Annotated in this window: 20 protein-coding genes and 3 tRNA genes; 22 read left to right on the top strand and 1 reads right to left on the bottom strand. The window is 64.9% G+C overall.

Translation table 11 applies throughout. The features are described 5' to 3' along the window. Positions 1-4: 4 nt before the first annotated feature. The gene (locus ACYKG1_RS14905) at positions 5-1,882 is read right to left on the bottom strand and encodes a sulfatase-like hydrolase/transferase (RefSeq protein WP_478470824.1); all 1,878 of its coding nucleotides are present in this window, start codon (positions 1,880-1,882) and stop codon (positions 5-7) included. A gap of 194 nt (positions 1,883-2,076) precedes the next feature. Between ACYKG1_RS14905 and ACYKG1_RS14900 the strand changes: the two genes are divergently transcribed. From ACYKG1_RS14900 to nusA, 22 genes are all read left to right on the top strand, one after another. Further along, complete coding sequence (locus ACYKG1_RS14900; protein WP_010483082.1) at positions 2,077-3,012, top strand: isopenicillin N synthase family dioxygenase; 936 nt, start codon at positions 2,077-2,079, stop codon at positions 3,010-3,012. 851 nt (positions 3,013-3,863) lie between these two features. Then, positions 3,864-4,619 (top strand): triose-phosphate isomerase, encoded by a 756-nt coding sequence (tpiA, locus tag ACYKG1_RS14895; RefSeq protein WP_262228097.1) that lies wholly within the window; start codon positions 3,864-3,866, stop codon positions 4,617-4,619. A 31-nt stretch (positions 4,620-4,650) separates the two neighbouring features. Continuing rightward, positions 4,651-5,088, top strand: a complete 438-nt coding sequence (gene secG / locus ACYKG1_RS14890) for a preprotein translocase subunit SecG (protein ID WP_010486424.1) — start codon at positions 4,651-4,653, stop codon at positions 5,086-5,088. Positions 5,089-5,139: 51 nt separating this feature from the next. Beyond that, positions 5,140-5,224, top strand: a tRNA-Leu gene (locus ACYKG1_RS14885). A gap of 111 nt (positions 5,225-5,335) precedes the next feature. Continuing rightward, positions 5,336-5,692 carry an NADH-quinone oxidoreductase subunit A gene (locus ACYKG1_RS14880; protein ID WP_008265012.1) on the top strand — a complete coding sequence of 119 codons (357 nt, stop codon included), beginning with the start codon at positions 5,336-5,338 and terminating at the stop codon, positions 5,690-5,692. After that, a complete protein-coding gene (locus tag ACYKG1_RS14875; RefSeq protein ID WP_005417936.1) occupies positions 5,683-6,237 on the top strand; it encodes a NuoB/complex I 20 kDa subunit family protein in 555 nt (184 codons plus the stop codon). The genes ACYKG1_RS14880 and ACYKG1_RS14875 overlap by 10 nt, the downstream gene beginning before the upstream one ends. 33 nt (positions 6,238-6,270) lie before the next feature. Beyond that, complete coding sequence (locus tag ACYKG1_RS14870; RefSeq protein WP_478470823.1) at positions 6,271-7,020, top strand: NADH-quinone oxidoreductase subunit C; 750 nt, start codon at positions 6,271-6,273, stop codon at positions 7,018-7,020. Then, positions 7,017-8,324 carry an NADH-quinone oxidoreductase subunit D gene (locus ACYKG1_RS14865; protein WP_100473471.1) on the top strand — a complete coding sequence of 436 codons (1,308 nt, stop codon included), beginning with the start codon at positions 7,017-7,019 and terminating at the stop codon, positions 8,322-8,324. The genes ACYKG1_RS14870 and ACYKG1_RS14865 overlap by 4 nt, the downstream gene beginning before the upstream one ends. 97 nt (positions 8,325-8,421) lie before the next feature. Further along, positions 8,422-8,949, top strand: a complete 528-nt coding sequence (gene nuoE, locus ACYKG1_RS14860) for an NADH-quinone oxidoreductase subunit NuoE (protein WP_100473470.1) — start codon at positions 8,422-8,424, stop codon at positions 8,947-8,949. A 4-nt stretch (positions 8,950-8,953) separates the two neighbouring features. Further along, complete coding sequence (nuoF, locus tag ACYKG1_RS14855; protein WP_005410459.1) at positions 8,954-10,294, top strand: NADH-quinone oxidoreductase subunit NuoF; 1,341 nt, start codon at positions 8,954-8,956, stop codon at positions 10,292-10,294. Then, a complete protein-coding gene (gene nuoG, locus ACYKG1_RS14850; RefSeq protein ID WP_478470822.1) occupies positions 10,291-12,525 on the top strand; it encodes an NADH-quinone oxidoreductase subunit NuoG in 2,235 nt (744 codons plus the stop codon). Before nuoF ends, nuoG begins: the two co-directional genes overlap by 4 nt. Continuing rightward, positions 12,522-13,616 (top strand): NADH-quinone oxidoreductase subunit NuoH, encoded by a 1,095-nt coding sequence (gene nuoH / locus ACYKG1_RS14845; protein ID WP_006458641.1) that lies wholly within the window; start codon positions 12,522-12,524, stop codon positions 13,614-13,616. Before nuoG ends, nuoH begins: the two co-directional genes overlap by 4 nt. A 4-nt stretch (positions 13,617-13,620) precedes the next feature. Then, positions 13,621-14,109, top strand: a complete 489-nt coding sequence (gene nuoI / locus ACYKG1_RS14840; RefSeq protein WP_005410456.1) for an NADH-quinone oxidoreductase subunit NuoI — start codon at positions 13,621-13,623, stop codon at positions 14,107-14,109. Positions 14,110-14,118: 9 nt separating this feature from the next. Beyond that, positions 14,119-14,775 carry an NADH-quinone oxidoreductase subunit J gene (locus ACYKG1_RS14835; RefSeq protein WP_100473468.1) on the top strand — a complete coding sequence of 219 codons (657 nt, stop codon included), beginning with the start codon at positions 14,119-14,121 and terminating at the stop codon, positions 14,773-14,775. Then, a complete protein-coding gene (gene nuoK, locus ACYKG1_RS14830) occupies positions 14,772-15,077 on the top strand; it encodes an NADH-quinone oxidoreductase subunit NuoK (protein ID WP_005410454.1) in 306 nt (101 codons plus the stop codon). Before ACYKG1_RS14835 ends, nuoK begins: the two co-directional genes overlap by 4 nt. 7 nt (positions 15,078-15,084) lie before the next feature. Continuing rightward, on the top strand, positions 15,085-17,250 hold the full coding sequence (gene nuoL, locus ACYKG1_RS14825) for an NADH-quinone oxidoreductase subunit L (protein WP_100473467.1): 2,166 nt from the start codon (positions 15,085-15,087) through the stop codon (positions 17,248-17,250). A gap of 23 nt (positions 17,251-17,273) precedes the next feature. After that, a complete protein-coding gene (locus tag ACYKG1_RS14820; protein WP_005410452.1) occupies positions 17,274-18,782 on the top strand; it encodes an NADH-quinone oxidoreductase subunit M in 1,509 nt (502 codons plus the stop codon). 15 nt (positions 18,783-18,797) lie between these two features. Then, positions 18,798-20,258 (top strand): NADH-quinone oxidoreductase subunit NuoN, encoded by a 1,461-nt coding sequence (nuoN, locus tag ACYKG1_RS14815; protein WP_100473465.1) that lies wholly within the window; start codon positions 18,798-18,800, stop codon positions 20,256-20,258. Between the two features lie 127 nt (positions 20,259-20,385). Further along, a tRNA-Met gene (locus tag ACYKG1_RS14810) sits at positions 20,386-20,462 on the top strand. Between the two features lie 82 nt (positions 20,463-20,544). Beyond that, positions 20,545-20,621: transfer RNA gene (locus tag ACYKG1_RS14805), tRNA-Met, on the top strand. 366 nt (positions 20,622-20,987) lie between these two features. After that, a complete protein-coding gene (gene rimP / locus ACYKG1_RS14800) occupies positions 20,988-21,578 on the top strand; it encodes a ribosome maturation factor RimP (RefSeq protein ID WP_100473464.1) in 591 nt (196 codons plus the stop codon). A 4-nt stretch (positions 21,579-21,582) separates the two neighbouring features. Beyond that, complete coding sequence (gene nusA, locus ACYKG1_RS14795; protein WP_005410449.1) at positions 21,583-23,094, top strand: transcription termination factor NusA; 1,512 nt, start codon at positions 21,583-21,585, stop codon at positions 23,092-23,094. Positions 23,095-23,106: the final 12 nt, after the last annotated feature.

The raw sequence follows: 23,106 nt of genomic DNA, 5'->3' as shown, positions 1-23,106 counted from the left end.
AGGGTCAGCGGTTGCGGAAGCGGGTCAGTGCTTCCCATGCAGTGCGTACGGCGGCTGCATCGGGCGCCTGCTGCGGCAGCGGGCGATAGTCCAGGCCCAGAGCGGTGGCGTTGCCGAACTTGTCGAACACGTAGATAGCGTCGCCATGGCGTATCGCGCGCTGCGACCAGCTTTCCACCACCAGGGCGCGCTGGCCCTGCGGCTCGGCCAGCAGATCCTGGCCGGTGCTGTAATCACTCGGTGCGTTCTCGCATCCCAGTGCGTGGCGCATCAGTGTCGGCACCCAGTCTTCGTGCGAGCTGGTGCGTGCGTCGTGACCCGCGGCCTTGCCCGGCCAGCGCAGCACGAACGGAACCTGCAGCTGGTAATCGGAGAAGTTGCCGTTGTGGCCCCAGTAATTCAGCTTGAGGTCGTTGAACTCTTCGGCATGGTCACCGGTGACCAGCACGATGGTGTCTTCCGCCAGGCCCTGTGCGCGCAGATCGTCCAGCAGCGTGCCGATCAGGCTGTCGACATAGTGCGCGGCGGTGCGGTAGCGGTTGAGTTCCGGCGCCGGGTCATGCTCCGGGCCGAACTTGAGGAAGTCGATGTCGGCGGCCATCGGCGTCGCCACTGGCGGGTAGCCGGCGGGCATGTGGTAGGGCGCGTGGGTAGAGTCGAGGAACACGAAGCCGAACCACGGGCGCTGCGCGGCCTGGCTGGCGCGGATGTCCTGCTGCAGTGCACTGATGATCGCGCGGTCGCGGCCGTCGGACTTCAGCGCCGATGGCCCCTGGTGCAGCTGGTCGCGCACATCGGCGAAGACGGTGCGATCGAATTCCGGGCTGTACAGCGGCGCGCTGCCGTACAGGTGCAGGTCGTAGCCCTGCTGGCCCAGCACCTGGAACAGCTGCGACCCACGCTGCTCGTCAAGCATGCTTGGCCAGTAACCACCGGGCAGGCCGTAGAGCAGTCCGAACAGGCCGTAGCGGGTGGCATTGCCGGTGCTGAAATGATGGTCGAACACGCGCGCGTCCTGCGCCAGCGCCGACGTATTGGGCATCAGCTGCGGTGTCAGCACGTCCTGGCGCAGCGATTCCAGCACCACCATCAGCACGTTGGGGCGATGGGGGCTCTGGCAGCGCAGCGGATGCAGCGGGTACAGCAGCTGCGCATGGCGCGGGTCGGGCAGGCCGGCCTGCTGTTGGCTGACCACGCCCAGGCGCCGCATGAAGCTCTTGGCGGTGATCGGTTGCGCCCACGGCAGGTAGTTCCACTGCGCGATCACATCGCGGTCGCCGCGGGCGTCGTAGTAGGCCGTGGCGACCTGGCCGCCGCCCATCAGCAGCGCGACCACTGCCCAGGCCTGCAGTACCCGTCGCCGGCGCGGCGCGGCCGGCAGCAGTTTCCAGCAGGCCCAGGCCAGCAGGCCTTCGGCGGTGAAGACCGCAGCGACCAGCAGCGCGATCTGCAGCCAAGTTTTCCAGGACAGGGCGACCTGGTCGTGCAGGGCGCCGCCGAACACCATGTTCACGACCATGGCGTTGAGGTGGAAGCGGTACAGGGTGAAGACCTTGGCGTCGACCAGCAGCAGGCACAGCCACAGGCCCTGCAGCAGTACGGCACTGACGCTCAGCGTGCGCGCGCTGCGCGGCCACAGGCCCAGCAGCAACGGCAGCAGGCCGGCCAGCGCACCGAACGCGAGCAGGTGGCCGGGCAGGGCAATCGCCAGGTAGGCCAGGCCGGCGCCGCCGCCCGGATTGTCACGCAGCGGCACGTTGCCCAGCGCGATCGCTGCGGCCAGTACCGTGTTGCCGGCGATGAACAGCGACCACCAGGCCAGTCGGCGCCAGCGCCGGGTGGAACCTTCAGTGGCGGGGGCGGCAGGGGAAGCTGCGGGCATGGCGGGTCGGGTTCAGGGAGCGCGGAGACAAGGGAGCGCCTGCGTGACGAAAGCGTTACGACGCGCGCGGGTCGCGCATTGTATCGGTTTGTTTCCTTGTATCGAGTGGCGTCCCCCGGGCGATCTGTCACAATGTTCAGGCGGGCCATGAATGCGTTGGCCCCCTCAGACCCAACGACAAGCCAGGAACCGCTGTGAGCCAGATCCCCACCCTCGACATCACCCGTTTCGACAGCGACCGCGAGGCCTTCGTGGCCGAGCTGGGCGCGGCCTACCGCCAATGGGGATTCGCGGGCATCCGTAACCACGGCATCCCGCAGGCCGACATCGACGCGGCCTACGACGCCTTCAAGGCCTTCTTCGCACTGCCGGAAGAGGTCAAGCGCAAGTACCACGTGGCCGGCAGTGGCGGGGCCCGCGGCTACACTCCGTTCGGCGTGGAGACCGCCAAGGGCTCCAAGCATTTCGACCTGAAGGAGTTCTGGCATATCGGTCGTGAAATCGCCGATGACTCCAAGTACCGGGACGTGATGGCACCGAACCTGTGGCCGACCGAGGTCGAAGGTTTCCGCGAGCGCGGGTACGGCCTGTATCAGGCACTGGACAATCTGGGCTCTCGCGTACTGTCCGCGCTGGCCCTGCACATCGGCCTGCCGGAGGACTTCTTCGCCGACAAGACCAACTTCGGCAACTCGATCCTGCGCCCGATCCACTACCCGCCGATCACCACCGACGACATCCCGAACGTGCGTGCTGGTGCCCACGGCGACATCAACTTCATCACCCTGCTGGTCGGCGCCAGCGCCGCGGGCCTGGAAGTGCAGTCGCATGAAGGCGAGTGGGTGCCGTTTACGTCAGATGCGGACACCATCGTGGTCAACATCGGCGACATGCTGCAGCGCCTGACCAACCACGTGTATCCGTCGACCATCCACCGCGTGGTCAATCCCCCGGGTGAGCTGGCCCGCCAGCCGCGCTACTCGGTGCCGTTCTTCCTGCACCCGAACCCGGACTTCCTGATCGACGTGCTGCCGTCCTGCATCACCCCGGAGAACCCGAGCCGGTACCCGGAGGCGATCACCGCCCACGGCTTCCTCGAGGAACGCCTGCGCGAGATCAAGCTGAAGTAATAAGTAGTGAAGGCCGCCGAAAGGCGGCCTTTTTCCTTGCAGGGCTGCGCCCTGCACCCGCAGAGGCCAAAGCCAAGGCCAAGGCCAAAGCGGCTCTGGGATGTTCCGTGGGGAGGCGGGGAGGTGTCGGATGGCGGGGACGCCGTAAACCCGTCCCTGGGGGCTTGGCCGCGGCATCCATGCCGCGGACACCCCGCCATCCGACACCTCCCCGCCTTCGGCAGTCTCCCGGTGACGGTGGGTACGGGCGGCTTCTGGTAGGTGTCGAGCTTGGTCGACACATCTGTCAGATCGAAGTGGGGTAGGTGTCAGATCCCTTTTCCTGCGGAAAAGGGATCTGACACCGGCGGTCGACCGGAGTGCTGCTCCTGCTTCTGCTTTTGCCCTTGCTCTTCTTTTTTCTTTCCGTGGCGGGCGGAACCGCCGCAATGTGTCAGAGGCCGGGCGGGTTGGGCTGCGCAGGGGCGTGAGCCGCCTGGGCCCGAGGCATGCCTCGGGCGGGTTGGGCAGGACGCCCAACCCCGGTCTTGCTCGTGTGTGCAGGACAGCGCACACGAGCAAGCGGCGACTGAGCTTACATGGGTGAGGGCGCTTTGCTTGCGAAGCACTGCTTCGCAAGCGCCCGAACGCACAGCCGCCAGCGGCTGGGCCGGGCCCCGGAGGGGGACTTGCAGCGCCCCCTGCGCAGTCCCACCCGCCCGGCCACGCCCCAAATCCAACCGGGCTCTCTGCGCCCCCGCCACGAGGGGCGGCGCCGTTGGCTGAAAATCCATGTAAACGCTTACACGGAAACGGATTTTTGCCGCAACGGGTATCATGACCGGCTGACTTCACACAGGAGCCACCCGCTCATGCGCCGCAAGATCGTCGCCGGAAACTGGAAGCTGCATGGCAGCCGTCAATTCGCCAATGAACTGCTGGGGCAGGTGGCCGCCGGGCTGCCGCTGGAGGGGGTGGACGTGGTGATCCTGCCACCGCTGCCGTACCTGGGCGAGCTGGTCGAGGACTTCGGTGAGACCGGCCTGGCCTTCGGCGCGCAGGACGTGAGCAGTAATGAGAAGGGCGCCTACACCGGTGAGGTCTGTGCGGCCATGCTGGTCGAGGTCGGGGCCCGCTATGGCCTGGTCGGCCACTCCGAGCGCCGCCAGTACCACCATGAAAGCAGCGAGCTGGTCGCGCGCAAGTTCGCCGCCGCCCAGCATGCCGGCCTGGTGCCGGTGTTGTGCGTGGGCGAGACCCTGGAGCAGCGCGAGGCCGGGCAGACCGAAGCGGTCATCGCCAGCCAGCTGGCGCCGGTGCTGGAGCGGGTCGGCGCGGCTGGTTTCGCCGAGGCCGTGGTTGCCTACGAGCCAGTCTGGGCCATCGGCACCGGCCGTACCGCCAGCAAGGAGCAGGCGCAGCAGGTGCACGCGTTCATCCGTGGCGAAGTCGCGCGTATCGATGCTAGAATCGCTGATTCACTGCCCATTGTTTACGGCGGTAGCGTGAAGCCCGACAATGCCGGGGAACTGTTCGCGCAGCCGGATGTCGATGGTGGGCTGGTCGGCGGCGCCTCCCTGGTGGCCGCGGACTTCCTGGCCATCGCACGGGCGGCGGCCGCGAACTAATCCTAGAAGTTTTGTCCGAGGGCGGTTTCCAATGCTGATGTTGATCCTCAATGTCGTCTACGTGCTGGTCGCTGTGGCCATGATCGCGCTGATCCTGATGCAGCGTGGCTCGGGGGCGGCGGCGGGTTCGGGCTTTGGTGCCGGTGCCTCGGGTACGGTGTTCGGTGCGCGCGGTGCCTCGAACTTCCTGTCCAAGTCGACCAAGTGGCTGGCTGTCGTGTTCTTCGGCATCAGCCTCTTCATGGCCTGGTATGCCGGGCATGGCAGCCGCCCGGCGGCGGACCAGGATCTGGGCCTGATGTCCGCCCCGGCGGCAGTCGCTCCGGCGGCTCCGGCGGGCGAACTGCCGGCCGTTCCGAAGGCCGATGCGGTCCCGGCCGCCCCGGTTCCGGCCGCGAATGTGCCGGCTCAGGCGGAATCTTCGGTTTCTGGTGAAGAAAAGCCTTCGGAAGGCTCCCAGAAAGACTGAAGCCGGTTACAATACGCGGCGCATCGGGAACATAGTCTGATGTGATCGTTTGCCCAGGTGGCGGAATTGGTAGACGCACTACCTTGAGGTGGTAGCGACGCAAGTCGTAGGGGTTCGAGTCCCCTCTTGGGCACCATTTGTAAGTAAAGCGGGTTCGTCTGGCGCGCAAGGCGCCAGGCAGATTCCCGTCCACTCCCCCATGCCAAAGCGCCTGCAGGCGCGGCGGCAGAGGCAAGAGAGAATCGCTGTGCTGGCCGAATATTTGCCGTCTCTGCTGTTTCTGATCGTTGCCACCGGTATCGGTATTACGCTGATGCTGGTTGGTCGATTCCTCGGTCCCCGCCGCCCCGATCTGGAAAAGCTGTCGCCGTACGAGTGTGGCTTCGAGGCCTTCGAAGACGCGCGCATGAAGTTCGACGTGCGCTACTACCTGATCGCGATCCAGTTCATCGTCTTCGACCTGGAAATCATCTTCATCGTGCCCTGGACCCAGGTCTTCATGGAGCTGGGCGCGCGTTCGCTCATCACCATGGGCTTGTTCGTCGGCATGCTGTTCCTCGGTTTCATTTACGTCTGGAAGAAGGGAGCGCTGGAATGGGAGTGATTCAGACTCTCGATGGCCTCATGAACAACCCGTCGCCGGAAGGCCGGGTTGATGACATCCTGCGGCCGGAAGGCGACAACCCGCTGCTGGAAAAGGGCTTCGTCACCACCAGCGTCGACGCACTGCTGAACTGGGCGCGTACCGGCTCGATGTGGCCGATGACCTTCGGTCTGGCCTGCTGCGCGGTCGAGATGATGCACGCCGGCGCCGCGCGCCTGGACCTTGACCGCTACGGTGTGGTGTTCCGCCCGTCGCCGCGTCAGTCCGACGTGATGATCGTCGCCGGCACCCTGGTCAACAAGATGGCCCCGGCGCTGCGCAAGGTCTACGACCAGATGCCGGACCCGAAGTGGGTCATCTCGATGGGTAGCTGCGCCAACGGCGGCGGCTATTACCACTATTCCTATTCTGTGGTGCGCGGCTGTGATCGCGTGGTGCCGGTGGACGTCTACGTCCCGGGCTGCCCGCCGACCGCCGAGGCGCTGGTGTACGGGATCCTGCAGCTGCAGAAGAAGATCTGGCGTACACAGACCATCGCCCGCTGACCCCTTCACCTGACAAGAGCGCGCCAAGCCCCCATGGCAGAGCAAGCATCCTTCATCGACCGACTCTCCGTACGTTTCGCTGGTGCGAAGGTCATCGTGGTCGAACCCCGCGGCGAAGTGACGCTGGAAGTGCCTGCCGCCGAGTGGCACGCCACCGCCCTGGCGCTGCGTGACGAGTTTGGTTTCGAGCAGGCCGTGGATCTCTGCGGCGTCGACTACCTTGGTTATGGCTCCGACGAATGGGATACCGCCGATGTGTCCTCGCAGGGCTTCAGCCGTGGCGTCGAAGGCAAGGCCCAGGGCCGCTTCGCGTGGGGTGAGTTCCCCACCGAGGAGAACGGCGCCGATGGTGCCCGCCCGCAGCACATGCCGACCCAGCGTTTCGCCGTGGTCGCCCAGCTGCGCTCGTACCAGCACAACCTGATGATGCACCTGCGCTGCTTCGCCCCTGACGAAGCGCTGCCGGTGGTGTCCTCGCTGACCGGCATCTGGCCGGGCCTGAACTGGTTCGAGCGCGAAGCGTTCGACCTGTACGGCGTGATCTTCGAAGGCCACCCGGACCTGCGCCGGATCCTGACCGACTACGGTTTCGTCGGCCATCCGTTCCGCAAGGACTTCCCGCTGATTGGCAATGTCGAAGTCCGCTACGACGAAGAAAAGAAGCGCGTGATCTACGAACCGGTCACCTCGGTGGAGCCGCGTGTCGGCGTGCCGCGCGTGATCCGCGACGACGCCCGTCTGCAGACCGCAGAAGGTGAGCGCGCGCAGGAGACAGTGAAGTGAGCCACGTACACCAGGCCGGCGAAGCGTTCGCCAGCAACGCCGCTGAAAGCCGGCAGGAAATCCGCAACTACACCATGAACTTCGGCCCGCAGCATCCGGCCGCTCACGGTGTGCTGCGCCTGATCCTGGAAATGGACGGCGAAACCATCATGCGCGCCGACCCGCACGTGGGTCTGCTGCACCGTGGTACCGAAAAGCTGGCCGAGTCCAAGCCGTTCAACCAGTCGATCGGCTACATGGATCGCCTGGATTACGTGTCGATGATGTGCAACGAGCACGCCTACGTGCGCGCGATCGAGACCCTGATGGGCATCGAGGCGCCGGAGCGTGCGCAGTACATCCGCACCATGTACGACGAAATCACCCGCATCCTCAACCACCTGATGTGGCTGGGCTCCAACGCGCTCGACCTGGGTGCGATGGCGGTGATGCTGTATGCCTTCCGCGAGCGCGAAGAGCTGATGGACTGCTATGAAGCGGTCTCCGGCGCGCGCATGCACGCGGCGTACTACCGTCCGGGCGGTGTCTACCGCGACCTGCCGGACCACATGCCGAAGTACAAGGAGTCGCGCTGGCACAAGGGCAAGGCGTTGAAGCAGCTCAATGCTGCGCGCGAAGGCTCGCTGCTGGACTTCCTGGAGAACTTCACCGTCGAGTTCCCCAAGCGCATCGACGAATACGAAACCCTGCTGACCGACAACCGTATCTGGAAGCAGCGTACCGTCGGCATCGGTGTGGTGAGTCCGGAACTGGCCCACCAGTGGGGCATGACCGGCGTGATGCTGCGCGGCTCGGGCGTTGCCTGGGACCTGCGTAAGAAGCGTCCGTACGCCAAGTACGATGCCGTCGATTTCGACATCCCGCTGGGCAAGGAAGGCGACTGCTACGACCGCTACCTGGTCCGCGTCGCCGAAATGCGCGAGTCCAACCGCATCATCAAGCAGTGCGTGGCGTGGCTGAAGGCCAACCCCGGCCCGGTCATGGTCAAGAACTTCAAGGTCGCTCCGCCCAAGCGCGAGGACATGAAGGACGACATGGAAGCGCTGATCCACCACTTCAAGCTGTTCAGCGAAGGCTACTGCGTGCCGGCCGGTGAAACCTACGCGGCAGTGGAAGCGCCCAAGGGCGAGTTCGGCTGCTACCTGGTCTCCGATGGCGCCAACAAGCCCTTCCGCGTGCACCTGCGCGCACCGGGCTTCGCCCACCTGTCCTCGATCGATTCGATCGTGCGCGGCCACATGCTGGCCGACGTGGTGGCGATGATCGGTACCTACGACCTGGTGTTCGGCGAGGTTGACCGGTAATGCCGTCCGCCACGCCAACGCCCGCTGCAGGCAGCCGGCGCAAGCCGGCGCCGCAGTTTCTGCAATTTCACGTTATGCATTTCGCTGAGGTCGGCCGATGAAGGCGACAGGTAATTTCGAGGCGGCGCGCGACGTCGACCCGATGGTGGTGCTGAGCGACAAGACCCGCGCTCACATCGATCACTGGCTGTCCAAGTTCCCGCCGGACCGCAAGCGCTCTGCCGTGCTGCAGGGCCTGCACGCGGCCCAGGAGCAGAACGAGGGCTGGCTGACCGACGAGCTGATCGCCGCCGTGGCCAAGTACCTCGACCTGCCGCCGGTGTGGGCCTACGAGGTCGCCAGCTTCTACTCGATGTTCGAGACCGAGAAGGTAGGCCGCAACAACGTGGCCATCTGCACGAACATCAGCTGCTGGCTCAATGGCGCCGAGGACATCGTCCGCCATTGCGAGAAGAAGCTGGGCATCAAGCACGGTGAATCGACCCCGGACGGCCGCGTCTACCTCAAGCGCGAGGAAGAGTGCCTGGCCGGCTGCGGCGGCGCGCCGATGATGGTCATCAACGGTCACTACCATGAGCGTCTGACCCTGGAAAAGGTCGACGAGCTGCTGGACGGGCTGGAGTAAGGGCATGGCACATCACCACGAATCCAAGGGTCCGGTCGGCCCCGCGCCGCTGCCGCACCAGGTGGTCTACACCACCCTGCATTACGACACCCCGTGGTCGTACGAAAGCTACCTGAAGACCGGTGGCTACGCCGCCCTGCGCAAGATCCTCGAAGAGAAGATCCCGCCGGAGCAGGTCATCGAGATGGTCAAGGCCTCGGGCCTGCGTGGCCGCGGTGGCGCAGGCTTCCCGACCGGCCTGAAGTGGTCCTTCATGCCCAAGGGCAACATGCAGAAGTACATCCTCTGCAACTCGGACGAATCCGAGCCGGGCACCTGCAAGGATCGCGACATCCTGCGCTACAACCCGCATTCGGTGGTGGAAGGCATGGCAATCGCCTGCTACGCCACCGGTTCGACCGTGGGGTACAACTACCTGCGCGGTGAGTTCCACCACGAGCCGTTCGAGCACTTCGAGCAGGCCCTGGCCGACGCCTATGCAAATGGCTGGCTGGGCAAGAACGTGATGGGCTCGGGCGTGGACATCGACATTTACGGTGCGCTGGGCGCCGGCGCGTACATCTGCGGCGAAGAAACCGCGCTGATGGAATCGCTGGAAGGCAAGAAGGGCCAGCCGCGCTACAAGCCGCCGTTCCCGGCCAACTTTGGCCTCTATGGCAAGCCGTCGACGATCAACAACACCGAAACCTACGGTTCGGTGCCGGCGATCATCCGCAACGGTCCGGAGTGGTTCAAGGGCCTGAGCCTGACCGCCAACGGCGGCCCGAAGTGCTTCTCGGTGTCCGGCTGCGTGCAGAACGGCGGCAACTTCGAAGTGCCGCTCGGCACCAAATTCCACGACCTGCTGGAAATGGCCGGTGGCCTGCGTCCGGGCCGCACGCTGAAGGGTGCGATCCCGGGCGGCGTGTCGATGCCGGTGCTGACCGCGGCCGAGCTGAAGGATCTGCCGATGGACTACGACACCATCCGTGCGCTGGGCTCCGGCCTGGGTTCGGGTGCGATCGTGGTGCTCGACGACAGCGTCTGCTGCGTCAAGTTCGCCTGCCGCATCAGCCAGTTCTTCCACAAGGAATCGTGCGGCCAGTGCACCCCGTGCCGTGAAGGCACCGGCTGGATGCACCGCGTGCTGGAGCGCATCGTCGCCGGCAAGGCCACGATGGAAGACCTGCACCAGCTGAAGGCGGTGGCCGGCCAGATCGAAGGCCACACCATCTGTGCGTTCGGTGAAGCGGCTGCATGGCCCATCCAGGGCTTCCTGCGCCAGTTCTGGGACGAATTCGAGTATTACATCGTCAACGGTCATTCGATGGTTGACGGCAAGAAGGTGGAGGCAGCCGCCGCATGAGCGCGCAACCCGTAAACCCGAACGTGCCACCGGATCACGTGACCATCGAAATCGATGGCAAGTCGCTGGTCGTGCCCAAGGGTTCGATGATCATCCAGGCGGCCGACAAGGCCGGCATTTCGATTCCGCGCTTCTGCTACCACGAGAAGCTGCCGATCGCCGCCAACTGCCGCATGTGCCTGGTGGACGTGGAGAAGTCGCCGAAGCCGGCGCCGGCCTGCGCCACCCCGGTGATGGACGGCATGAAGGTCGCCACCCGCAGTGAGAAGGCGCTGAAGTTCCAGCGCTCGGTGATGGAGTTCCTGCTCATCAACCATCCGCTGGACTGCCCGATCTGCGACCAGGGCGGCGAGTGCGAACTGCAGGACGTGTCGCTGGGCTATGGCCGTTCGGTCAGCCGCTTCAACGAGCGCAAGCGCGTGGTGCCGGACGAGGACATGGGCCCGCTGGTTGCCACCGAAATGACCCGCTGCATCCAGTGCACCCGCTGCGTCCGCTTCACCGCCGACGTTGCCGGTACCTACGAGCTGGGTGGCATGTACCGCGGTGAGAACCTGCAGATCGGTACCTTCGACGGCAAGCCGCTGACCACCGAGCTGTCCGGCAACGTCGTCGACGTCTGCCCGGTCGGCGCGCTGACCAACAAGGTGTTCCAGTTCCGCGCCCGCCCGTGGGAGCTGACCGCGCGCGAGTCGCTGGGCTACCACGACGCGATGGGTTCGAACCTGTTCCTGCACGTGCGTCGCGGCGAAGTGCTGCGCACCGTGCCGCGCGACAACGAAGCGGTGAACGAGTGCTGGCTGTCCGACCGTGACCGCTACTCGCACCAGGGCCTGTACAGCGAAGACCGTGCGGTCAAGCCGCTGCGCAAGGTCAATGGCGAGTGGAAGGAAGTGAGCTGGGCCGAAGGCCTGGCCGCGGCCGCCGAGATCCTCAAGGCCAACCAGGGCGACAACCTGGGCGTGCTGGTGCACCCGTCGACCTCGAACGAGGAGGGCGCGCTGCTGGCCCGCCTGGCCAAGGGCCTGGGCTCGAGCAACATCGACCACCGCATCAACAACCGCGATTTCTCCGACGCTGCAACCGCCGAAGTGTTCGGCCTGCCGCTGGCCGAGATCGAAGGCGCCGACCGCATCGTCGTTCTGGGCAGCAACATCCGCCACGAACTGCCGCTGCTGCACGCCCGCCTGCGCAAGGCGCAGACCACCAACGGCGCGAAGATCCACGTCGTCAACCCGGTGGACTTCGACTTCGCCTTCAGCATTGCCGGCAAGCAGATCGTCGCGCCGTCGAAGTTCGTCGACGCACTGGGCAACGCCGAGCTGCGTTCGGCCGTACAGGGCGGCAACAACACCGTGCTGATCGTCGGTGGCATCGCCGAAAACCACCCGCAGGCTGCCGCGATCCGCGCCGCCGCGCGTGACTTCGCCGCCGCCACCGGTGCCAAGCTGTGCCGCATCCCGCAGGGCGCCAACGCCGTTGGCCTGACCCGCGCCGGCGTGCTGCCGGCCGGCAAGGACGTCGCCGCGATGCTGGCGCAGCCGCGCCAGGCCTACGTGGTGTACGGCCTGGAGCCGGGCCTGGACTTCGCCGATGCACCCGCCGCGCGCAAGGCGCTGGCCGGTGCCCAGGTGGTGGCGTTCAGCCAGTTCGCCTGCACCTCGACCCGCGACGTCGCCGACGTGATCCTGCCGATCGGTGCACTGCCGGAAATCGACGCCACCCTGACCAACCTCGATGGCCGCGAGCAGTCGGCGCGTGCCGGCGGCAAGCTGCCGGGCGAGGCCCGTGAAGGCTGGCGCGTGCTGCGTGCTCTGGGCGGCGAGCTGGCCGTGGCCGGTTTTGACTTCACCGACCTGGCCGGCCTGCGCGCCAGCCTGGCGTCGGTGTCGGTCACCGTTGCCGCTTCGGCGCAGCCGGTGGTTGCCGGCGAAGGCCTGGAAGTGGCTTCGACCGCCGCGATCTACCGCACCGATGCGGTGGTCCGCCGCGCCCCGGCGCTGCAGTCGCATCCGCTCAACAACGCCCCGCGCATCGTGCTGAACGCTGAAGATGCCGCTCGCCTGCAGCTGCAGGAAGGGCAGATGGCCAAGGTCGGCACCGATGCCGGCAAGGCCACCCTGCCGGTGGTGGTCGATGCCCGCGTCGCTGCGGGTTCGGTCTGGATTGAATCGGGCCACGGCGCGACCGCGCCGCTGGGTGCCGCTCGCGTAACGGTGGTGGCTGCATGAACGAATTGCTGTTGAACGCGGTCGACCCGCTGCACCAGTGGCTGCTTGGCCTCGGTGACATCGGCGCGCTGATCTGGATCATCCTGAAGATCCTGGTGATCACCGTTCCGGTGATCATCTCGGTGGCCTTCTACGTGGTCTGGGAGCGCAAGCTGATCGGCTGGATGCACGTCCGCCACGGCCCGATGTACGTGGGCATGGGCATCTTCCAGGCCTTCGCCGACGTCTTCAAGCTGCTGTTCAAGGAAGTGGTCCAGCCGAGCAGCGCCAACAAGGCGATCTACCTGCTGGCCCCGCTGATCACCCTGGCCCCGGCCTTCGCGGCCTGGTCGGTGGTGCCCTTCGATTCGCAGATCGTGCTGTCCAACGCCAACGCCGGCCTGCTGTACCTGCTGGCGATGACCTCGCTGGGCATCTACGGCATCATCCTGGCCGGTTGGGCGTCCAACTCGAAGTATGCGTTCCTGGGCGCGATGCGCGCCTCGGCGCAGATGATCAGCTACGAAATCGCCATGGGCTTCGCCCTGGTCGGCGTGATGATCGCGTCGGGCAGCTTGAACCTGAGCAACATCGTGATGGCGCAGGCCGGCAGCTCCGGCTTCTTCGACTGGTTCCTGCTGCCGCTGTTCCCGCTGTTCGTCATCTACTGGGTGTCGGGCGTGGCTGAAACCAACCGCGCGCCGTTCGACGTGGTGGAAGGCGAATCGGAAATCGTTGCCGGCCACATGGTCGAATACTCGGGCGGTGCGTTCGCCCTGTTCTTCCTGGCCGAATACGCGAACATGATCCTGATCAGCTTCCTGATCTCGATCTTCTTCCTCGGTGGCTGGCTGAGCCCGGTCCAGGGCTGGGTCAACTTCGGCGACGTCTCGCCGCTGGTCGACTGGATCTGGAAGGGTGGTGCGCCGTGGCTGTTCGTCAAGGTGTTCTTCTTCGCCAGTGCCTACATCTGGTTCCGTGCCAGCTTCCCGCGCTTCCGCTATGACCAGATCATGCGCCTGGGCTGGAAGGTCTTCATCCCGCTGGCCATTCTGTGGATCGCGGTTACCGCCGTCATGGTGTTCTTCGGCGTGATTCAAAAGGGCGTCTAAAGTGATGAACAGGATTACCCATTACTTCAAGAGCCTGCTGCTGCTCGAACTGCTGGCCGGTCTCTGGCTGACGCTGAAGTACAGCTTCAAGCCGAAGTACACGATGATGTACCCGATGGAGAAGTTCCCGCAGTCGCCGCGCTTCCGTGGCCTGCACGCCCTGCGCCGTTACCCCAACGGTGAAGAGCGCTGCATCGCCTGCAAGCTGTGCGAGGCGGTGTGCCCGGCGCTGGCCATCACCATCGACTCGGCCAAGCGCGAAGACGGCACCCGCCGTACCACGCGCTACGACATCGACCTGTTCAAGTGCATCTTCTGCGGCTTCTGCGAAGAAAGCTGCCCGGTGGACTCGATCGTCGAAACCCACATCCTCGAGTACCACTTCGAGAATCGTGGCGAAAACATCGTTACCAAGCCGCAGCTGCTGGCCCTGGGCGACCGTCTCGAAAACGAGATCGCCGAGCGTCGCGCCGCCGATGCCGCTTACCGCTGAGGTCGAGAGATGGATTGGGTAAATATCGCTTTCTGGGTGTTCGCCATCGCGGCAACGGTTTCGGCCGGTGCGGTGATCAGCGTGCGCAACCCGGTTCACGCCGTGCTCTGCCTGGTGCTGACCTTCTTCTCCATCGCCTGCGTGTGGCTGCTGGTGGGCGCCGAGTTCCTCGGCGTGGCCCTGGTGCTGGTCTACGTCGGCGCGGTGATGGTGCTGTTCCTGTTCGTGGTGATGATGCTGGACATCGACCCCAGCAAGCTGCGTGAGGGCTGGGTGCGCTACCTGCCGGTCGGCCTCATCGTCGCAGTGGCGATGCTGGTGCAGATGCTGATCCTGATCGGCGTCAAGGCCCGCTCGGTCACGCCGTTCCCGGCCGACAACGCCGCTGCGGTCGCCGCCGACAGCTCCAACGTCACCTGGCTGGCGCGCACGCTGTTCACCGAGTACCTGCTGCCGTTCGAGTTCGCCGCCGTCATCCTGACCGTGGCCGTGGTTGCCGCCGTGATGCTGACCCTGCGTCGCCGTACCGGCGTGAAGAGCCAGAACCCGGGCCAGCAGACCATGGTCAAGGCGGGCCAGCGCCTGCGCATGGTGAAGATGGGCGCCGAAGCACCGGTCGTGCACAGCAACAGCAAGCCGGCCGCCGGCGAGGAGACCCAGCCGTGATTACCCTTGGCCACATGCTTGCGCTTGGCGCGGTGCTGTTCGCCATCAGCCTGGCCGGCATCTTCCTCAACCGGAAGAACGTCATCGTTCTGCTGATGTCGATCGAGCTGATGCTGCTGTCGGTGAACATCAATTTCGTCGGCTTCTCGCGTCAGCTGGGCGATCCGTCCGGCCAGCTGTTCGTGTTCTTCATCCTGACCGTCGCCGCCGCGGAAGCCGCCATCGGCCTGGCGATCCTGGTGACCCTGTTCCGTACCCGCCGCACGATCAATGTCGGCGAAGTCGATTCGTTGAAGGGCTGATCCACAGATGGAAATCACTCTCTCCAAGAGTCTGTTGATCGCAGTGGTGCTTGCACCGCTGTTCGGCAGCATCATCGCCGGCCTGTTCGGTCGCCAGGTCAAGCGCTTCGGCGCGCAGACCCTCACCATCCTCGGCGTCGCGGTTGCCTGCGGCCTGTCGATGTACACGTTCTACCAGCTGATGTGGGGCGGCGCGCAGCCGTTCAACCAGAACATCTACACGTTCTTCGAGGTTGGCCAGTATTCGGCCCACGTCGGCTTCATGGTCGACAAGCTGACCGCAATGATGATGGTGGTGGTGACCTTCGTGTCGCTGCTGGTCCACATCTACACGATCGGCTACATGCAGGACGATCCGGGCTACCAGCGGTTCTTCAGCTACATCTCGCTGTTCACCTTCTCGATGCTCACCCTGGTGATGAGCAACAACTTCCTGCAGCTGTTCTTCGGCTGGGAAGCGGTGGGCCTGGTGTCGTACCTGCTGATCGGCTTCTGGTTCAAGCGCCCGACCGCGATCTTTGCCAATATGAAGGCGTTCCTGGTCAACCGCGTCGGTGACTTCGGCTTCCTGCTGGGCATCGCCGGCGTGCTGTGGGTGTTCGGCACCCTGGACTACGCGCAGGTGTTCTCGCAGGCCGGCCTGCTGGCTGATCCGCGCGCCCAGCTGCAGATCTGGGACGGCACGATCCTGGGCATGCAGCTGCTGAACGAGCCGGTGATCTGGTCGATCGCCACCGTCATCTGCATCTGCCTGTTCATCGGTGCCATGGGCAAGTCGGCCCAGGTTCCGCTGCACGTGTGGCTGCCGGACTCGATGGAAGGCCCGACCCCGATCTCGGCACTGATCCATGCCGCGACGATGGTGACCGCCGGTATCTTCATGGTTACCCGCATGTCGCCGCTGTTCGAGCTGTCGCAGACTGCGCTGAACTTCGTGCTGTTCATCGGTGCCACCACCGCGTTCTTCACCGGCCTGATCGGCATCGTGCAGAACGACATCAAGCGCGTCGTTGCGTACTCCACGCTGTCGCAGCTGGGCTACATGACCGTCGCCCTGGGCGTGTCGGCCTATTCGGCCGCCGTGTTCCACCTGATGACCCACGCCTTCTTCAAGGCGCTGCTGTTCCTGGGCGCCGGCTCGGTCATCATCGCGATGCACCACGAGCAGGACATGCGCAAGATGGGCGGCCTGCGCAAGTACATGCCGATCACCTTCATCACCATGTGGATCGGTACCCTGGCGTTGGTCGGTACGCCGTTCTTCTCCGGCTTCTACTCGAAGGACACCATCATCGAGGCGGCCGAGCTGCACGCGCACCTGTCCAACAACTGGGTGGCCACCTACGGCTACTGGGCGGTGCTGGGTGGCGTGATCGTCACCAGCTTCTACAGCTTCCGCCTGCTGTTCCTGACCTTCCATGGCAAGGAACGCTTCCGCGACGCGCATGATGATCATGCCCATGGCCACGGTCATGACGATCACCACGCCGCCGACGCCCACCACGGCGATGCCCACGACGACCACGGCCATGGCCACGGTCCGCATGAGCCGCACGAAACCCCGTGGGTGGTGACCCTGCCGCTGATCCTGCTGGCCATCCCGTCGATCGCCATCGGTTTCTTCAGCATCGGTCCGATGCTGTACGGCACCGACTGGGCCGGCCACCACGCGCACGACGCCATCAAGGGCCAGGCGCATACGTTCTTCACCGGCATCGTCGATTTCTATGATCCGGCCAAGAACACCATCGGCTTCCTGGGCGAAGAGTTCCACGGCCCGGTCGCGTTCGCGCTGCACGGCATGATGGCGCCTGCGTTCTTCCTGACCGTTGCGGGCTTCCTGCTGGCTGCACTGTTCTACCTGTGGAAGCCGGACCTGTCGGGCAAGGCGCGCAAGACCTTCGCCCCGCTGGTGTCGGTGCTGGAAAACAAGTACGGCTTCGACAAGCTGTGGATCGATGGCTTTGCCGGTGGCAGCGTCAAGCTGGGCAAGGTCTCGCGCTGGATCGATAGCAACATCGTCGACGGCGTGGTCAATCTCTCGGCACGTGTTGTGGACGTCGCAGCCGGCGTGCTGCGTCGTACCCAATCCGGTTTCCTCTATCACTACGCCTTCGCGATGATCATCGGCCTGATTGCCCTGCTGGGCGTGCTGATGCATTACCTGCGTTGATGACCTGTACGGAATAAGAAGACGTGTCGAACTGGCCTCTACTCAGTGTCCTCATCTGGCTGCCGATCATCGGTGGTGCCCTGATCCTTGCGATCCGTGATGCGCAGACCGCCCGCTGGGCGTCGCTGGGCGTAGCGGTGCTGACCTTCGTGGCGAGCCTCTCGCTGCTGAGCGGCTACAACGCGGGCATCGACGGTCTGCAGTTCGTCGAGACCCATGCCTGGATCCCGGCGTACAAGATCGGCTACAACCTGGGCGTGGACGGCATTGCCGTGGCGCTGATCCTGCTGACCACGCTGGTCAGCGTGCTTGCCCTGATCGGTGCCTGGAGTGCCATCGACAAGCGCGTGAACCAGTACGTGGCCGCCTTCCTGATCCTGGAAGGCGTCACCGTCGGCATCTTCGCCGCGACGGACGCGATGCTGTTCTACGTGTTCTTCGAAGCGATGCTGATCCCGATGTTCCTGATCATCGGTGTCTGGGGCGGCCCGCGCCGCATCTACGCTGCGCTGAAGTTCTTCCTGTACACCTTCCTCGGCTCGGTGCTGATGCTGGTGGCGCTGATCTACCTGTACATGAAGGGCGGCAGCTTCCAGCTGGCCGACCTGTACGCGCTGCCGCTGTCGGCCAAGGAACAGACCTGGATCTTCTTCGCCTTCCTGATCGCCTTCGCGGTCAAGGTGCCGATGTTCCCGGTCCACACCTGGCTGCCGGACGCCCACGTGGAAGCGCCGACCGCCGGTTCGGTGATCCTGGCCGCCATCGCGCTGAAGATCGGCGGCTACGGCTTCCTGCGCTTCAACCTGCCGATCGTCCCGGACGCATCGCAGGAATGGGCCTGGCTGGTGATCGCGCTGTCGCTGATCGCGGTGATCTACGTCGGCCTGGTCGCCCTGGTGCAGGACGACATGAAGAAGCTGATCGCCTATTCGTCGATCGCGCACATGGGTTTCGTCACCCTGGGTACCTTCATCGCCCTGTGGCTGGTGCGTGAAGCCGGCAACGCCGATGCCGCCCGCTTGGGCCTGCAGGGTGCCATGGTGCAGATGATCTCGCACGGCTTCGTGTCCGGCGCCATGTTCTCCTGCGTCGGCGTGCTGTACGACCGCATGCACAGCCGCCGCATCGCCGATTACGGCGGCGTGGTCAACGTGATGCCGTGGTTCGCCACCTTCGCCATGCTGTTCTTCATGGCCAATGCGGGCCTGCCGGGTACCAGCGGTTTCGTCGGCGAGTTCATGGTCATCCTGTCGGCCTTCCAGCGTAATCCGTGGATCGCGCTGGGCGCGGCCACCACCCTGATCATCGGCGCGGCCTACACCCTGTGGCTGTACAAGCGCATCTTCTTCGGTGAAGTGGCCAACAGCCATGTTGCCGAACTGAAGGACATCAACGGCCGCGAATGGCTGGTGCTGGGCGTGTTCGCCATCGGCGTGCTGGCCCTGGGCATCTATCCCAAGCCGCTGACCGACCTGATGGAGCCCTCGATCGCGAAGCTGGCGATGCAGATCGCATCCAGCAAGCTGCTGTAATTCCAGGATTTGATGATGACCACCTCGCCGCTGCTGCCATTGACCGCCGCCGACCTGCCACCGCTCGCTCCCGAGCTGGTGCTGATCGGCAGCGCCTTCGCCCTGATGATCCTTGACCTGTTCGTCAGCAACCGGAACAAGATCGTCACCCACCTGTTCTCGCTCGCTGCGCTGGCCGTGGTGCTGTTCATGCTGGCCACCGGCGTGGGCGGGCAGGGGGAGGTCTTCCATGGCATGTTCGTGCGCGATACCGCCGCGGACGTGATGAAGACCGGGATCGTGCTGCTCAGCGGCCTGACCCTGGTCTACGGCTGGCGCTACCTGCGTGACCGCAACCTGTTCCAGGGCGAGATCCCGGTGCTGATCCTGTTCGGCACCGCCGGCATGATGATCCTGGTCTCGGCCGGCAGCCTGCTGATGGTCTACCTGGGCCTGGAGCTGCTGGCGCTGTGCTCCTACGCCCTGGTCGCCAGTAACCGCGAAAACGGCCTGGCCTCGGAAGCGGCGATGAAGTACATCGTGCTGGGTTCGCTGGCCTCGGGCCTGCTGCTGTACGGCATGTCGCTGATCTACGGCGCTACCGGCAGCCTGCACCTGGACGTCATCCGCGAGGCCATTCCGCACTCGGAAGAGCGCGTACTGCTGATCACCGGTGCGGTGTTCATGATCGCCGGTGTCGCCTTCAAGCTGGGTGCCGCGCCGTTCCACATGTGGCTGCCGGACGTGTACCAGGGTGCCCCGGCACCGATCGCACTGTTCATCAGCTCGGCACCGAAGCTGGCCGCCTTCGGCATGGCCTACCGCCTGCTGGAAATGGGCGTTGGCCCGCTGTCGACCGAACTGCAGCTGCTGATCGCCGGCCTGGCCGCGGTCTCGCTGGTCATCGGCAACCTGATGGCCATCGCGCAGAGCAACCTCAAGCGCATGCTCGCGTTCTCCACCGTCTCGCACATCGGCTTCCTGCTGATGGGCATCGCCGGCGGCGGTTCGCAGGGCTATGCCGCCGCACTGTTCTACGCACTGGCCTACGCCATCATGTCCACCGCCGCCTTCGGCGCGATCATCGCGCTGTCGCGTGCCGGCTTCGAAGCCGAGAACATCGAAGACTTCAAGGGCCTGAATGCCCGCAACCCGTGGATGGCCGGCCTGGTGCTGTGCATCATGGCGTCGTTGGCCGGCATCCCGCCGTTCCTGGGCTTCTGGACCAAGCTGGCGGTGCTGGGCGCGGCCGTCAACGGTGGCCTGCTGTGGCTGGCCATCCTCGGCGTGCTGTGCGCCGTGGTGGGTTGCTTCTACTACCTGCGCGTCATCAAGGTCATGTACTTCGATGAGCCGGTGGGCGAAGCCATGCCGCGCGGCAACGACCGCGTGCTGGGCCTGGTGCTGGGCGTGAACGCGCTGGCACTGCTGGCGCTGGGCCTGGCCTGGAACCCGATCATGGTCTGGTGCCAGCAGGCATTTGCGCATCTTGCATAAAAGTTGACACAAAGCTGCGCGATTCGTGTAATATGCGCAGCCTGAGTTGTCACTGCAGCGGTTCAGCCAGAACATCGTTGCGGTAGCCCTCCTCGAAAGAGCAGGGCAGCAGTTCAAACACTTCCGGTGCGGGGTGGAGCAGTCTGGCAGCTCGTCGGGCTCATAACCCGAAGGTCGCAGGTTCAAATCCTGCCCCCGCTACCAACGTCAGATCGGCGCCAACTGGTTTGATGAATGAGGGAAGGCTTGCATGTTCTGAAGCAATCGCTCATAATTCCGCTTCTGATGCGGGGTGGAGCAGTCTGGCAGCTCGTCGGGCTCATAACCCGAAGGTCGCAGGTTCAAATCCTGCCCCCGCTACCAAGTAAAGAGATCGCCTTCGAAGTTCTGCTTCGAGGGCGTTTTTCTTTGGGGCCTGCGTCGTTTCTGCGTGATCGGGGTCAGATCCCTTTTTCCGTGGAAAAGGGATCTGACCCCGGGCCCGCACCTTGCACCAGCGCGGTGCAGTCGCTATCATCAGCGGCCTAGCAATACCCCTGAAGGTGGCCTCCCGGCGGGAGTCCAGACCCGGAGGGAGGGCCGCAACCGGCAGGCAATGCAGGTTGCAACCGGAATCCAGTCACCGGAGTCTTTCCGGAAAAGGGGCCCAGCGGGCCCTTTGTCGTTTCCGGGGCGTCATGTTTTCACGCCGGCCAAGGCCGGCACCCAACCAAGAGATCAAGGCAGGCTGTGAGCGACAAGGCAACCGACATCGCGAATCTGCTCGCCCCGACCGTTGTGTCGCTGGGCCTGGAGCTGCTGGGCGTTGAGTATCTGCCGGCCCCCGGCGGTGCGACCCTGCGCCTTTACATCGACGTGCCGCTGGCTGAACAGCCCGAGCGCATCATCAATGTCGACGACTGCGAGCGGGTCAGCCGCGAAGTGTCGGCGCAGCTGGACGTCGAAGACCCGATCAGCGGCAATTACACGCTGGAAGTGTCCTCGCCGGGCGTGGACCGGCCGCTGTTCAACCTGGAGCAGTTCGCTCGCCACCAGGGTGAGTCGGCCAAGGTCACGCTGAAGCTGCCGCAGGACAATCGTCGTCGCCTGCAGGGCCGTATCGAGGCGACCGACGAGGTTGCGGGCACCATCACCTTCATCGTCGACAAGACCGAAGTGGTCGTGTCGGCCGACAACATCGACAAGGCACGGATCATGCCCGACTGGGTGGCGCTGGGGCTGGCCCCGAGCAAGCCGACCGGTCCGGCACCGAAGCGTCCGAAGCCGAACACGAATTCTTCTTCCAACGAGCCGGCGGCAAAGAAGCCGCGCGCGGAGTGAGCCAATGAGCAAGGAACTGTTGCTGGTAGTCGACGCGGTCGCCAACGAGAAGGGCGTGCCGCGCGAAGTGATCTTCGATGCCATCGAGGCCGCCCTGGCCTCGGCAGCGAAGAAGCGCTATCCCGACGAGGAAGTGCTGACCCGCGTGGTCATCGACCATAAGGATGGCAGCTACGAAACCTTCCGCCGCTGGGAAGTGGTGGCCGATGACGTTGTCATGGAATCGCCGGACCGCCAGATCCGCCTGATGGACGCCGTCGACGAAGCCGAAGGTGTGGACGTCGGCGACTACATCGAAGAGCAGATCGAGAACCCGGACTTCGGCCGCATTGCTGCCCAGGCCGCCAAGCAGGTCATCGTCCAGCGCGTGCGCGAAGCCGAGCGCCAGCAGGTCGTGGATGCGTGGAAGGATCGCGTGGGTGAGCTGATCACCGGCGTCGTCAAGCGCGCCGAGCGCGGCAACATCTATGTCGACCTCGGTGGCAACGCCGAAGGCTTCATTCCGAAGGACAAGGGCATTCCGCGTGACGTGCTGCGCGCCGGTGACCGCGTGCGCGGCTACCTGGCCGAAGTGCGCTCGGAGCCGCGTGGCCCGCAGCTGTTCATCAGCCGCGCCGCCCCGGAATTCATGATCGAGCTGTTCAAGCTGGAAGTGCCGGAAGTCGGCCAGGGCCTGGTGGAAATCAAGGCCTGTGCCCGCGATCCGGGCGACCGCGCCAAGATCGCAGTGCTGGCCCACGACCAGCGTACCGATCCGATCGGTGCCTGCATCGGCATGCGCGGTTCGCGCGTGCAGGCCGTGTCCAACGAGCTCAATGGCGAGCGCGTGGACATCGTGCTGTGGAACGACAACCCGGCCAACTTCGTCATCAACGCGATGGCGCCGGCCGAAGTGCAGTCGATCATCGTCGATGAAGACAAGCACTCGATGGACCTGGCTGTTGCTGAAGACCGCCTGGCCCAGGCGATCGGCAAGGGCGGCCAGAACGTGCGCCTGGCCAGCCGCCTGACAGGCTGGCAGCTCAACGTGATGACCCAGGACCAGGTCACCGCCAAGTCGGAGGCCGAGCAGGCTTCGGCCCGCCAGCTGTTCATGGACAAGCTGGAAGTGGACGAGGAAATCGCCGGCATCCTGGTCAGCGAAGGCTTCGGCACCGTCGAGGAAATCGCCTATGTCCCGGTCGGCGAACTGCTGGCCGTGGAAGGTTTCGACGAGGACATCGTCGAAGAGTTGCGCGCTCGTGCCCGCGATGCGCTGCTCAATGAGGCCCTGGCAGTCGAGGAAGGCCTTGAAGACGGCCAGCCGGCGCAGGACCTGCTGTCCCTGAAGGGCATGGACGAAGCCACCGCATATGCGCTGGCCGGCCACGGCGTGCGTACCAGCGAGGACCTGTCCGACCTGGCCGCCGACGAGGTCATGGACTTCGGCATCGAAGGGCTGGATCAGGCGCGCGCCGCTGCGCTGATCCTGGCTGCCCGTGCCGAGGAGATCGCCCGACTGGAACGCGGCGAATGAGCCGGCAATGAA

Source organism: Stenotrophomonas sp. 85239_Sma (assembly GCF_056481725.1).
The sequence above is the reverse complement of the archived record's forward strand: the minus strand, read 5'-3'. Positions and strand labels throughout refer to the sequence as shown.